At 74.6% G+C, this 12306-nt stretch carries 16 protein-coding genes; 7 read left to right on the forward strand and 9 right to left on the reverse strand.

Going from position 1 to position 12306, the window contains the following annotated elements; all coding sequences use genetic code 11:
* Both OG989_RS08635 and OG989_RS08640 read right to left on the reverse strand, forming a co-directional pair.
* Entirely contained in the window at positions 1 to 192 is a 192-nt protein-coding gene (locus OG989_RS08635; RefSeq protein ID WP_151452577.1) for a DUF397 domain-containing protein, read from the reverse strand.
* A complete protein-coding gene (locus tag OG989_RS08640; protein ID WP_327030211.1) occupies positions 179 to 985 on the reverse strand; it encodes a helix-turn-helix domain-containing protein in 807 nt (268 codons plus the stop codon). Before OG989_RS08640 ends, OG989_RS08635 begins: the two co-directional genes overlap by 14 nt.
* 242 nt (positions 986 to 1227) lie before the next feature.
* Between OG989_RS08640 and OG989_RS08645 the strand changes: the two genes are divergently transcribed.
* Together OG989_RS08645 and OG989_RS08650 are read left to right on the forward strand one after the other, a co-directional pair.
* A complete protein-coding gene (locus tag OG989_RS08645) occupies positions 1228 to 1488 on the forward strand; it encodes a hypothetical protein (RefSeq protein ID WP_327030212.1) in 261 nt (86 codons plus the stop codon).
* Positions 1485 to 1739, forward strand: coding sequence for a flavin reductase (locus OG989_RS08650; RefSeq protein WP_327030213.1), 255 nt, complete (start codon positions 1485 to 1487; stop codon positions 1737 to 1739). The genes OG989_RS08645 and OG989_RS08650 overlap by 4 nt, the downstream gene beginning before the upstream one ends.
* Before the next feature lie 30 nt (positions 1740 to 1769).
* Here OG989_RS08650 and OG989_RS08655 read toward each other — a convergent pair whose 3' ends face one another.
* Positions 1770 to 3092: a M23 family metallopeptidase gene (locus OG989_RS08655; RefSeq protein ID WP_327030214.1), complete on the reverse strand. Its 1323-nt coding sequence runs from the start codon at positions 3090 to 3092 to the stop codon at positions 1770 to 1772.
* 130 nt (positions 3093 to 3222) lie between these two features.
* On the opposite strand from OG989_RS08655, the gene OG989_RS08660 reads away from it, so the two are divergent.
* The 3 genes from OG989_RS08660 to OG989_RS08670 all read left to right on the forward strand — a co-directional run bounded on the left by OG989_RS08660 (position 3223) and on the right by OG989_RS08670 (position 5022).
* Entirely contained in the window at positions 3223 to 3525 is a 303-nt protein-coding gene (locus OG989_RS08660; protein ID WP_327030215.1) for a DUF1772 domain-containing protein, read from the forward strand.
* Positions 3522 to 3824 carry a hypothetical protein gene (locus OG989_RS08665; RefSeq protein ID WP_327030216.1) on the forward strand — a complete coding sequence of 101 codons (303 nt, stop codon included), beginning with the start codon at positions 3522 to 3524 and terminating at the stop codon, positions 3822 to 3824. Before OG989_RS08660 ends, OG989_RS08665 begins: the two co-directional genes overlap by 4 nt.
* 115 nt (positions 3825 to 3939) lie before the next feature.
* A complete protein-coding gene (locus OG989_RS08670; protein ID WP_327030217.1) occupies positions 3940 to 5022 on the forward strand; it encodes an NAD-dependent epimerase/dehydratase family protein in 1083 nt (360 codons plus the stop codon).
* Between the two features lie 23 nt (positions 5023 to 5045).
* Here OG989_RS08670 and OG989_RS08675 read toward each other — a convergent pair whose 3' ends face one another.
* The 5 genes from OG989_RS08675 to OG989_RS08695 form a co-directional block, all read right to left on the reverse strand.
* Positions 5046 to 6245, reverse strand: coding sequence for a GNAT family N-acetyltransferase (locus tag OG989_RS08675; protein ID WP_327030218.1), 1200 nt, complete (start codon positions 6243 to 6245; stop codon positions 5046 to 5048).
* Positions 6246 to 6345: 100 nt separating this feature from the next.
* Entirely contained in the window at positions 6346 to 7038 is a 693-nt protein-coding gene (locus OG989_RS08680; RefSeq protein ID WP_327030219.1) for a hypothetical protein, read from the reverse strand.
* Complete coding sequence (locus OG989_RS08685) at positions 7035 to 7853, reverse strand: ATP-binding cassette domain-containing protein (protein WP_311412189.1); 819 nt, start codon at positions 7851 to 7853, stop codon at positions 7035 to 7037. Before OG989_RS08685 ends, OG989_RS08680 begins: the two co-directional genes overlap by 4 nt.
* The gene (locus tag OG989_RS08690) at positions 7850 to 8188 is read right to left on the reverse strand and encodes a PadR family transcriptional regulator (protein ID WP_151452587.1); all 339 of its coding nucleotides are present in this window, start codon (positions 8186 to 8188) and stop codon (positions 7850 to 7852) included. Before OG989_RS08690 ends, OG989_RS08685 begins: the two co-directional genes overlap by 4 nt.
* A gap of 80 nt (positions 8189 to 8268) precedes the next feature.
* Positions 8269 to 8988, reverse strand: a complete 720-nt coding sequence (locus OG989_RS08695; protein WP_151452588.1) for a PP2C family protein-serine/threonine phosphatase — start codon at positions 8986 to 8988, stop codon at positions 8269 to 8271.
* 63 nt (positions 8989 to 9051) lie between these two features.
* Between OG989_RS08695 and OG989_RS08700 the strand changes: the two genes are divergently transcribed.
* A complete protein-coding gene (locus OG989_RS08700) occupies positions 9052 to 10089 on the forward strand; it encodes a helix-turn-helix domain-containing protein (protein WP_327030220.1) in 1038 nt (345 codons plus the stop codon).
* Positions 10090 to 10144: 55 nt separating this feature from the next.
* Here the strand turns inward: OG989_RS08700 and OG989_RS08705 are convergent, their stop codons facing one another.
* Complete coding sequence (locus OG989_RS08705) at positions 10145 to 10612, reverse strand: helix-turn-helix domain-containing protein (RefSeq protein ID WP_327030221.1); 468 nt, start codon at positions 10610 to 10612, stop codon at positions 10145 to 10147.
* Positions 10613 to 10762: 150 nt separating this feature from the next.
* Here OG989_RS08705 and OG989_RS08710 point away from each other — a divergent pair, with 150 nt between their 5' ends.
* Entirely contained in the window at positions 10763 to 12022 is a 1260-nt protein-coding gene (locus tag OG989_RS08710; RefSeq protein WP_327030222.1) for a benzoate/H(+) symporter BenE family transporter, read from the forward strand.
* Positions 12023 to 12306: the final 284 nt, after the last annotated feature.

Consider the following 12306-nt stretch of genomic DNA (forward strand, 5'->3'; position numbering starts at 1 on the left):
TCAGGCCCGACCGGCGGTGCGGGCGACGAACGCGCGCCACGCCGTGGGGGCGAAGGTCAGGGCGGGGCCGGTCGGGTCCTTCGAGTCGCGGACGGCGACCACGCCGGGCAGGTTGTCGGCCACCTCGACACAGTTCCCGCCGCTCGAACCGCTGCGGCTGGACTTGCGCCACTGAGCGCTACTGAGGTCCATGATGGCTCCACACTTCCTTCATGAGGTCAATGGACTGCCGACGCGGGAGCGCTTCGTTCCGCACGCCTTCCCACTTCGCCAGAAGACTAGCCACATCATCCTTACTGTCCGCAACAACTCCGCCCAGTTGGTTTTCCAGATGCCCGACCCAGCCGCCGTCGGCGGACCGAGCCAGCGCGAAGGGGCCGGACAGCCCGATGTGCAGGCCGGTCGTCGCTGGAATCACGTGCACGTGAACGTGCGGTAGTTCCGCCATCGCGACGAGGTGCGACACCTGCTCGGCCATGATGCCGCTGAATCCGTCGCCGGTCCGGCTCAGTGCCGACTCGTCCAGGACCGCGACCAGTTGCGGCGGGTTCTCGCCGGTCAAGATTCTCTGCCGGTCCATCCGGGCGCTGACCTGCTGGTCGACCTCCGTCGCTGACATGAGGTCGTTGAGGCGCATGACCACGCGGGCGTAGTTCTCGGTTTGCAGCAGCCCGGGAACCAACAGCGGCTCGAACAGCCGTAGTTGTCGTGCGGCGCGTTCGGCGTCGAGCCAGGGGAGGAACCAGGACGGGGCGCCGACGCTGGCGACGAGTCGTTCGAAGAGCCCGCCGGTCCTGAGGGCCCGGTCGGCTCCCTTGATGAAGTCCATCGTCAGCGCCCGGGTGCCGCCCTCGACGGCGCTGACGTGCGACGCGCTGAAGCCCGCGCCCCGGCCGAAGGTCTCCTGCGTCATGCCGGCGCCGCCTCGGGCGCGGCGGATCTCGCCCACGATGAAGGCGGCGAGCGGGCTCGGCACGTCGGCCATTCAGGGCCTCCCAATTTGAAGATCGACTACCCGCGGCGCCACCCGTCGGGCGCGGGCTCGGCCAGCCCGGCCCGAACGCGCGCGGAGCCTTCCGAGCGTAGTCGCCTCCACAGCAGAGTGTCACCAGCGAGGGCCGCTCGTGGAGCGTTGGCCGGGGGCGGTCCTCGCGGGGGCCGCCCCGGGCGGGCGTCCGTGGGCGGCCCCCTTCCACGTGACGGCCGGCCGACGGGCGGGAGGAAGACGTGACGGTCGACAGGCCGCGCGGGGAGCGCGCGATCGCGCCGGGCGAGGTGATCCGAGTCCCGGAGGACTCCTACCGGTTCGGGGTCGGGGCCCTCACGATGTACGTCACCGAGGTCCTCGACCGGGGCCCGTTCCAGGGCGCGGAGTGGGTCGAGCTGCGCGGCCGGGAGCTGAACCCGGACGGCACGCTTCGACCGCGCGAGCGGTACGCCTCCGTCCGGCTGGACCGGGCGACCGTCGTCGGGGTGCCGTCGCGGTGACCCGGCGACGCGACCACGTACCGTCCCGCCCGACCTGGCGCTGCGTGGCCTGCGGGATCGCCTGGCCCTGCTCGGCGGCGAAGCTGCGCCTGCTCGGCGAGTACCGGACCGACCGGACCGCCCTGCTGGTCCACCTCGCCACCCTCCAGGTCGAGGCCGCCGCCCAGCTCGCCGAGCTGGACGGCGGCGGTTCCCGCGTCGACCTGGCCGACCGCTTCACCGCTTGGGCCCGCCCCCGTCCCGCCTCCTGACCACCTGCGCGCTCTCCCTCAGGTAAGGCGTCACTGGTTGGCGAGGGCCACCTGCCGGGCGTTGACGACGACGTCCACCCAGTACGAGTTCAGGTTCGGTTCCTTCACCCGGGCCCAGCCGCCGGACACCACGGCGATCCGGTTGCCGGCGACGTCGAGATCCGTGGCGCCGGTGGCGACGTGGTCCCAGCTCCCGTTGAGCGGGCCGGCCTTCACGTAGGCGTTGCCGCTGTCGTCCCGTACGGCGATCCGGTAGCCCTCGACGACGACCTGCCGGCCCGCGGCCTGGTTCACCCAGGCCGCGTTGAGCGGCCCTTCCTTGACCTTGGCCGTGCCGCCCTCGACGACGCCGATCCGGGCCCCGTCGAGGGAGAGGTCGGTCGCGCTGGCCGCGACGGTGTGCCAGGACGCGTTGATCGGCCCCTCCTTGACCTTCGCGACGCCGTTCTCGATGACCCCGATCCGACCGTCGGCCGCGTCGATCACGGTCGTGTTGCTCGAGATGTGGGCCCAGTTGGCGCTGTAGAGGCCGTCCTTGGCCCAGGCCCTGCCGTCGGTGCCGAGCACGACGTAGCGGTCACCGTCGACGACGACGTCCCTGGCGTTGTGGAACAGCGTCACCCAGCCGGCGGTGAGGCCGCCGGCCTTCACCTCGGCGGCCCCGTTCGTGCTGATCACGGCGACGCGGTCGCGGTCGGCGGAGACCCTGGTGACGTTGGTCTTGAGTTCGTGCACGGTCCCGTTCAGCGACTCCTTGGCCGCGAGCGTCCCGTCGGTGCACACCACCAGGACCCGGTCGGGAACGGCGTTGACCGGCGTCAGGTCGGCGAACGGGAGGTTGATCGGGGCGCCCTTGGTGACCGTGCCGCCGCAGACGTACGCCGGGCGGATGTCGTACACCGCGCCGTGGCGGCGGATCTCGAAGTGCAGGTGCGGGCCCGTGGAGTTGCCCGTGCTGCCGACGTGCCCGAGCACCTGCCCCTGCCCGACCTGCTGCCCCACGGCGACCGACGCCGCCCCCACCATGTGCAGGTACCGGGTCTGGTAACCACCGGCGTGCGACAGCGTCACCATGTTGCCCCCACCCGAGGTCCAACCCGCGAAGGCCACCGTGCCCGGATACGCCGCACCGATCGCCATCCCGCTGTTGCCCGCGATGTCCACCCCGTAGTGATCGCTGTCGGTGGCACCACACCTGTTCGCGAGCACCCCCGTGACCCGCCCACCCACCGGCTGGATCATCGCCCCGGTCTGCGCGGACGCCGGCTGCGCCGGAACGACCGCGATTCCGAGCAGGACTCCTGCCGCTACTCCGATCGCCCGCAGTCGACCCCACGCGCTCACTCTGGTCACGTCTCCGCCCTCTCGCCGATATCGATCAACATCGGCATGGTGTGGCATCGCGCAGATGTTCACAAGGTCACGTCGACGAATCCGCGCCCGTTCAGCCGGGCACCGGCAGCGGTCGAACTCCCCGTCTCGGGTGACAGCCCGGTGGACGGGTGCTCATGGGGGCGAGCGGCTCGGCCATGGGCCGGAGGGGCAGCGCCCGGTTGACTGGTGGGACGACACGGGCGGCCCCGTCCTCGTCTGGACCGTCGCCGTGCTGGCCTGCTACCTGGTCACCGTCGGGGTGACCACGCGCCTCAACGTGCCGCTGAACGACCGGCTGGAGGCCGCCGGCCCGGCGCGGCTGACCGCCGGCCGGGCCGGGCCGGCCGTGTCGCCGCCCGCACCGACGCGGCAGGCATGGGCGGGTCGGCGTGGGGGAACCGTGCCCGTATGAGGATGAGCAGCACCCCGGCCGTGGCGGCCTCCAGCGAGGAGACGGACCCGGAGGGCGTACGGGAGCCGGCCGGCGAGGTGCACGCCTGGTTGCCGGGGCAGAACCAGACCGTCTGCGGGCTCCCGCTCAGCCGGACCCGGCTGCGCCGCTTCCCGCACGTGCGGTTCGAGTACACGTCGACGGACGTGCTCACCGAGGCGGACCCCGTCGGCCGGATCTGCCCGCGCTGCCTCGCCGCCTCGCAGGGCCGCCGCCGGGGCGGGCAGAAGAACTGGGTCCGCCACTCGCCCCGCCCCTGACGGCCCCTGACGGGTGTGCCGCTCGCCCCGCCCCTGACGGGCGCGCCGCTCGCCGTGCTCCCGACGGTGGGCGTGATCGGCGATTGAGCCGGGGCTGACCGGGTACGGGACGGGCATGCGGATCGTGGTGGTGGGGGCGACCGGCAACGCGGGCACCGCCCTGTTGCGCCGGCTGCGGCGGGAACGCGGAGTGGAACTCGCCGGGGTGGCCCGCCGGCTGCCCGGGCCGGACTGCGGCGAGCCGTACGATCAGGTGGAGTGGCACTCCTGCGACGTCGGCCTGCCCGGCGCGGCCGACCAGCTCGCCGAGGTCTTCGCCGGCGCCGACGCGGTGGTGCACCTGGCCTGGCAGATCCAGCCCAGCCACGACCAGCGGGTGCTGCACCGGACCAACGTGGGCGGCAGCGCGGCCGTGATCGACGCCGTGGTCCGCGCCGGCGTGCCGGCCCTGGTGTACGCGTCGTCGGTAGGCGTCTACGCGCCCGGCCCGAAGGACCACCCGGTCTCCGAGCGCTGGCCGGCGACCGGGGTGCCCGGCTCGTCGTACAGCCGGGACAAGGCCGAGGTGGAGGCGCTGCTCGACCGGGCCGAGCGCGAGCACCCGGGGCTGCGGGTGGTGCGGCTGCGGCCCGGCCTGAACTTCCAGCGGGCGGCGGCCACCGAGATCACCCGCTACTTCCTCGGCCCGTTCGCGCCCGTCCGGCTGCTGCGCTTCGGCCGGATCCCGCTCGTGCCGACGAACCCTCGGCTGCGGATGCAGGCGGTGCACACCGACGACGTCGCCGACGCGTACGCCCGGGCGGTCCTGGGCGACGCGCGCGGCGCGTTCAACGTCGCCGCGGACCCGGTGCTGACCCCGGAGCTGGTGGCCCGGCACTTCCACGGCTGGACGGTGCCCGTCGCCGCCCCGGTGCTGCGCGTCGCCGCCGCCCTGACCTGGCGGGCGCGGCTGCAACCGATCGACGCCGGCTGGGTGGAGCTGGCGCTGCACGCGCCGCTGATGTCGAGCGAGCGCGCCGAGACGGAGCTGGGCTGGCATCCGCGCCACGACGCGCTCAGCGCGCTGAAGGAACTCTTCGCCGGCATGGCCGACCGGGCGCACACCGCCAGCCCGCCGATGTCGGCGGCGCGCCACCTCCCGGGCCGCCCCACCGCCCTGCTCCGCGGTCGCGCCGCCGGCCACGGCAACCCCTACTGACCCACGCCCGCGGGAGGCGGGGGTCAGAAGTCGGCGAAGACGTACGGGTTCTGGCGGGGGAAGAGGCGGCGCAGTTCCGCCGCCGCGTCCGTCGACACGTCGCCCAGCCCTCGCAGGCCCACCTCGACCGGATCCAGGACCCCGTACGCCAGGGCGGAGAGGCCGGCGGCCGTCAGCGTGGCGGTCGGCGGCGAGCCGGCGGTGGCGGCGGCCCCGGTGACCAGCTCCAGCGCGCCGGTCGTGCCGTCCAGCAGGTACGACCCGGTCAGCCACCGGTCGCCGGTCAGCTCCACCCGCACCCGGCCCGGCCCGACGGGCAGCCCGGCCAGCGCGTCGATCGACAGCAGCCGGGCCATCGGCGCGGCGTAACTCGGTCGGGCCACCCGCGCCTCGACGTGCACGGCCAGATCGGTCAGCCACAGCTCCGGCACCTCGTCGACGGGCACCTGCACAGTCACCCGCTCCACCTGGTCGACGTGCCGCCCGAAGAACTGCAACATGAGTGCCCGGGCGAGCGGATCGGCGGCGAGCAGGTCGCCGGCGGCGAGCGTGCCGCCGTGGTCGTCGATGCGGTAGAGCACCGCGCCGGTGACCGTACCGCCCGTGCGGGCCGTCAGCAGCCAGTGCTCGTCGCGGTCGCGCAACCCCACGTCCCGGTAGCCGGGGAAGATCGCGAAGCCGTGCCGCTCGTTCAGGCACCGCTCGGTGAACGCGCGCCAGTCCCGGTAACCCTCGCCGATCCGCTCCCAGCCCACCTCGCCGGGCAGGTCGGCGCCGAGCAGCTCGCCCAGGTCGGCCGGCGAGAACGTGACCGTACGCGGCTTCGGCAGCCCCACGTAGCCGAACCGGGCGTAGAACGACGGCCGGAACGGGTAGAGCGCGCTCAACTGGTGCCCCTCGTCGCGCATCTCGTCGAGGAGTTGGTGCATCAGCGTGCGTACGTGCCCCTGCCGGCGGGCCAGCGGATGGCTCGCCACCCCGGCGACGCCGGCCATCGGCAGCACCTCGCCGCGCAGGTTCTGCCGCATCGGGATGGCCGAGGCGGCGGCCAGCGTGGTGCCGCCCTCCTCGACGACCAGCGTCCGGTTGCCCTTGTTGTAGGGCAGGTAGCCGCGGAACTCCTCCGCCCGGGCCACGCTGCGCGGCGACGCCTCGAAGGCGTACGCGCCGAGCGCGAAGCTGGTGGACAGTCTTTCTTCGGCGTTCACCCGGCGGACGGTCATCCGCCCATCCCATCCCGGCCCGGCGGTCGCCGCAACCGCAATCGCCGGTGACCCAGCGACGCCCGGTCAGCCGATCGGCAGGTGTGACGGCGACGCCCGGTCAGCCGATCGGCAGGTGTCGAAGGTGCCGGCGGCGGCGCAGCCGGACGCTGAACACGGCTGCCACGGCGCCGATCAGCAGCGCGGTGACGGCCAGCCCGTGCAGCGAACCCCGCGCCAGGTAGCCGGAGTCGGTGTGGTCCACCGCCCACGTGGCGATCTCCCGGCTGGACCAGAACGGGGTCAGCTTCGCGCCGGTGCCGGCCGGGTTGATCAGCATCTGCACCGCCACCACGGTGAGCAGCAGCAGCGTCCCCTCCAGCTCGCGGGGGAGCAGCGCGCCGATCAGCATCCCGAACGGCGCGGCCACCCCCACGCAGCAGAGCATCGCCACCGCCACCCCGCCGTGCCGCAGCTCGGGCGCGTCCACGACGGTGAGCACGAAGAACGGCACGGACAGGATGAGCCCGGCCGCCCACAGGCCGAGCAGCCGGCCGAGGTAGAGGTCGTGCGGGCGGTAGCCGGCCAGCCGCAGCCGGGGCTCCAGCTCGCGGGCCGCGCCGGTGGCGAAGAGGGCGGCGGTGCTGACGGCCCAGCTGATGCCGAGCAGCAGCGAGCGTACGGACTGCCCGACGTGCGAGTCCCGCCGGATCAGCCAGAACGCCAGCGGCATCAACAGCAGCAGCAGGAGCACGCCCCGACGGCGCAGCAGCTCCCGCAGGGTCATCTCGGCGACGGTGACGAGGCGGTTCACGCACGCCCTCCCTGGGTGGCCGGGGTCAGGTCGAGCACCAGGTCGACCCGGTCGAGCTGGTTGAGCAGGTGGGTCACCACGACGATCGCCCGGCCCTCGTCGCGCAGCCGGGCGAGCTGGTCCCAGAAGTTGACGTACGTGCCCTGGTCGAAGCCCTGGTAGGGCTCGTCGAGCAGCAGCACGTCCGGCTCGCTGAGGGTGGACATGGTCAGGTTCAGCTTCTGCCGGGTGCCGCCGGAGAGGTTGCGGGCGAGGACGTCGCCGTCGGCCTCCCAGCCGAGGTGGCGGGCCGCCGCCCGACCGGCGCGGCGGGCCGGCCCCCGGGCCACGCCCCGGCCGGCGCCGACCAGCACGAAGTGCTCGTCGGGCAGCAGGAAGTCGGCGGTGCCGCCCTGCTGGGGGCAGTAGCCGACCCGGCCGGAGACGGTCACGTCCCCGGCGTCGGGGGAGACCAGCCCGGCGCAGACGCGCAGGAAGGTGCTCTTGCCGCAGCCGTTCGCCCCGATCACGGCGGCGATCTGTCCGGCCCGGACGGTCAGGGACGCGTCGCGCAGGACGGTGCGTCGCCCGTACCGCTTGGTGATGCCCCGGGCGTGCAGCCGGACCGGTCCGGGACGCGCGGCGGGCGAGGTGCCGATGGTCTCGACGATCGCGGCGGCGTAGTCCTGCGGCCGGCCGAAGACGGCCCACGGGTCGCCCCCGCTGTCGCGCAGGTGCGTGGCGGCCTCGGCGACCACGTGCCGGGCGGCGTCCGCCCGGACCCGGCGCCGGTCCAACTCGGCCGCGAACACCCGCAGCCACTCGTCGGCGTTCATCCGTCGACCCCCTTCGTGACGAGGCCGGTCACCGGGGCGACGAACGCGAGCCAGGCGCTGCCGCCCTGGCGCAGGGTCGCCCGCCCGCTGTCGGTGATCCGGTAGTACTTGCGGGCCGGACCGGACGCGCCCTCCCGCCACTCGGCGGTGACCAGGCCGGTGCGTTGCAGGCGCAGCAGCACCGGATAGAGCGTGCCGCCCTGGATCGGCCCGATGCCGGCGGCCTCCAGCGCCTGGGCGAGCTGGTAGCCGTAGGACTCGCCCTCGCGCAGCAGGGCCAGGACGCAGAGGTCGAGCACCCCGCGCAGCCACTGCCCGCGCCGGTCGGAATCCACCCGAGGAACATAGCGGCACTACCTAGATGGCACAACTACCTAGCTGGCGGCGGCTGCCCGTGGCAGGAGCCGGGACGCGCTCAGCCGGCGACGACGTCCGAGACCACGACGGTCACGTTGTCCGGCGCGCCGGCCTGGTGGGCGAGCTTGACGAGCTGCTCGCCGCAGTGGTGACGGTCACCGTACGTGATCAGCGTCGCGGCGATCGTCCCGTCCTCGACGTAGTCGGAGAGCCCGTCGCTGCACAGCAGCAGCCGGTCGCCGGCGACCACCGTGAGCACCCCGACCGCCGGGGGAGTGTCCGAGCCCTGCACCGCCCGGGTCACCAGGGACCGCTGCGGGTGGTGCCGTGCCTGCTCCGGCGAGAGCGCCCCCTGGTCCACCAGCGCCTGGACGAAGGTGTCGTCGCGGGTGAGCTGGGTCAGCTCCCCGTTGCGCAGCAGGTAGCAGCGGGAGTCACCCACCTGGGCCAGCACCAGCGCGTCCCCGGCGAGCAGGGCGGCGGTCAGCGTCGTACCCATGCCGTCGCGCGCCGGGTCGACGGTGATGGCGGCGTGGATGCGCCGGTTGGCGGTGCTCACCACGGCGCGCAGCGCCGCGGCCGCCTCGTCGGGGGCGGTCGGCGGGCTCAGCTCGTCCAGGATGCGGATGACGATCTCGCTCGCCACCTCGCCCGCGGGCAGGCCGCCCATGCCGTCCGCGACCGCGACGAGGCGGTCACCGGCGAGGGCGGAGTCCTCGTTGTTGGTGCGAACCAGGCCGATGTCGTTGAGGATGGCCGAGCGGAGGATCAGCGTCATGGGGTCAAGCTTGCCAAGAACACCCTCCCGTCGTCTCTACGCACTACTGCGTAGGGTTGGGGAATGATGCCGGTGTCGATGGTCGGACGCACCGGCGAGCTGGTCGAGCTCGACCGGGCGTGGTCCACCGTGGTCGCCGGCCGACGGTCCGCGCCGACCGTCGCGGTGATCACCGGAGCCGCCGGGGTGGGCAAGTCCCTGCTGGTCGCGGCCGCCCTCGACGCGTTCGCCCCCCGACCGGCGGTGGTGCTCTCCGGCGCCGCCCGCGTGCACAGCCCCGCCCCGTACGACTGGCTGGCCGCCGTTCTCACGGGCCGGGACACGAGCCGGCTCGACCTGCCGGCGGACGCGCTGGCCTGGCTCGCCCAGCAGCCGACCGCGCCGCGCGAGCGCTACGCGCCGGGCACCCTGCTCCGCCTCGCGGTGCGGGTCGTCCGGCTGCTCGTCGGCGCCGGCCCGGCCGTACTGGTGGTGGAGGACCTGCACGCCCTCGACCCGGCCAGCCTGAACCTGGTCGGCGAGCTGGCGACCGCCGCCGACCTGCCGGCGCTGCTGGTGGTGGCGAGCCGGCCCGCCGAGGACGCCGTCGCGCCGGACCTCGCGGTCCGCGCCCTGGCCCGGCTCTGCGGCGTCCGGGGCGCCGTCCGCCAACACCTCGGACCGCTGCTCCCGGCCGAGGTCGCCGAGGTGCTGACCCAGGTGTACGCGGACCCGCGCCCGTCCGGCCGGCTGGTGCGCGCCGTCTGGCAGCGCACCGGCGGCAACCCGTACGCGCTGACCGAACTGCTCGCCGCCCACGCCGGCCGAGGGCCCGAGGCGCTGCTCCGCCCGCCACCCGCCCCGCGCCCGCCGAGGACGGCGTCGCAGTGGCCGGTGGATCCGGTGGACGCCGAGCTGACCGGGCGGGAGATCGAGGTGCTGGGCTGCCTGGTCGCCGGGATGTCCAACAAGCAGGCGGCGCGGGCCCTCGGCATCTCGGTGCGGACGGTCACCGTGCACGTGTCCAACCTGCTGCGCAAGACCGGGTCGGCGTCGCGTACGGAGGCGGCGATCTGGGCGGTGCAGCGGCGGCTGCCGGTGCCGACCCCCGTCGACGGCTGAGCCGACGCCCGACGGGGCCGGTGCGGGCCACGCGCGCGGTCCGGCCGGCGGGTGCTCAGGGGCGGGGGTAGCGCAGCAGGAGGCTGGCGGCGACCTCCTCGTCGCCGACGGCGGCGTACACGTGCGGCACGTCGGACGTCCAGCGCAGGTGCCCGCCGGCGGCGGCGGTCAGCGGCGCGTCGACCGGGCCGGCGCGCAGCACGCCCGAGAAGACGGTGACGTGCTCGGTGACCCCCCTCTGGTGGGCGGGGGAGAGCTGCTCCGGACCGGGCGCGACCAGCATCCGGTACAGCTCGTAGGTGGCGTCGCTGTCCTCGAAGACCTCCAGCAGGATGGCGCTGACCGCGGCGCCGCGGACGACCGGCCCGGCCGCCGGGCCGGAGAGCACGGCCGTCAGCGGTACGCCGAGCTGCGCGGTGATCGCGTAGAGCGTCTCCAGGGTCGGGTTGCGGGTGCCGTTCTCCAGGCCGGAGAGGGTCGCCTTGCCCACCCCGGCGAGCCGGGCGAGGGCGGACAGCGACATCCCGCGCTCCTCGCGCAGGGCGCGTACCCGGCGACCGACGGCCTCGGCGCCCGGATCGGGGGCCGATCGGTGGACTGGTGACGTCTGCGGCACCCCGCTATGGTGCTACAGGTTCCTGTTCCATAAACGGAACGGTCGGGGGAGGCGGGGATGGCGGGACGGTCGCAACCGGTGCTGGCGGGTGTGGTGACCGCGCTGGTCGGGTTCGCCAGCTCGTTCACGGTGGTGCTGGCCGGCCTGCGGGCCGTCGGCGCCTCGGACGCACAGGCCGCCTCCGGGCTGCTGGCGGTGTGCGTGGCCGCCGGGATCTCCGCCGTCTGGCTGGGCCTGCGGCACCGGATCCCGATGAGTGTCGCGTGGTCCACCCCCGGCGCGGCGCTGCTGGTCGCCACCGGCACGGTGCCCGGCGGTTGGCCCGTCGCCGTCGGGGCGTTCCTCGTCTCGGGCGCGCTGATCGTGGCCGCCGGGCTGTTCCCCGCCCTCGGGCGGGCCGTCGCGGCGATCCCCCGGCCGATCGCGGGCGCGATGCTCGCCGGGGTCCTGCTGCCGCTCTGCACCGCCCCCGTCCGCGCGCTGGTCGAGGTGCCCCGGCTGGCCGTCCCCGTGGTGCTGGCCTGGCTGCTGCTGCACCGGTTCGCCCGCCGGTGGGCGGTGCCGGGCGCGCTGGTCGTCGCGGTGGCGGCGATCGCGCTGACCACCCCGGTCTCCGGGCTCGGTGGCGCGCGGCTGCTGCCCGCGGTCGAGCTGACCGCGCCGGCCTGGAACCTCTCCGCGATGGTGGGCCTCGCGTTGCCGCTCTTCCTGGTCACCATGGCCGCGCAGAACGTACCGGGGATGGCGGTGCTGGTCGGCTACGGCTACCGGCCGCCCTTCGGCGCCGCGCTGCGCGCCACGGGACTGACCACCGTGCTCGCCGCGCCCGCCGGCGGGCACGCGGTCAACCTCGCCGCGATCACCGCCGCCCTGGCCGCCGGCCCGGACGCCCACCCCGACCCGGAGCGCCGCTGGATCGCCTCGGTCACCGCCGGGACCGGGCTGGCCCTGCTGGGGCTGGGCGCCGGTGCGGCCACCGCGCTGGTCGCGCTCGCCCCGCCGGTGCTGATCGAGGCGGTCGCCGGGCTGGCGCTGCTCGGCGCGCTGGCCACCGCGCTCACCTCGGCGCTGGCGGAACCGGCGGACCGGGAGGCCGCCGTGGTCACCTTCGTGGTCACCGCCTCCGGGGTGACCCTGCTCGGCGTGGGCGGCGCGTTCTGGGGCCTGGTCGCGGGCGGGGTGATGCTCCTGCTCTTCCGCCACCGCTCCGGCGGGCTGGCTGCGGCCGAACCGGGTGCGGCTGGGCCGGCTTCGACAGGACCGGATTCCGTCGCGGTCGCCTCGTCGCCGAGTGGCGGCCGGGCCGGCGGCACCTGACCCTCCACGCGCTGTCGAACTGAGTCGTTTACGACATCACGGCCTCGCCACTGTTGGCTGGCCGATCGGCACGTGGCTCGGCGACCGGAATCCGGCGTTTCGGAACCTGTCGTTCGGCACCCGCACGTCCGGCAGCCCGCTTCGGGCCGGCAGCGCGGGAGTTTGAATCGTCTACGACATCAGCTCGACAGCGTGCGGCGGATGTGTCCGGTGCTGACGCTGTGCCGCGCTGGACGGGCGCGCCCCGGCAGTGTGTTCGGGCGGGCACGCTGCGGCGGTGCGTC

It is taken from the genome of Micromonospora sp. NBC_01740, assembly GCF_035920365.1.
GTDB lineage: Bacteria > Actinomycetota > Actinomycetes > Mycobacteriales > Micromonosporaceae > Micromonospora > Micromonospora reichwaldensis.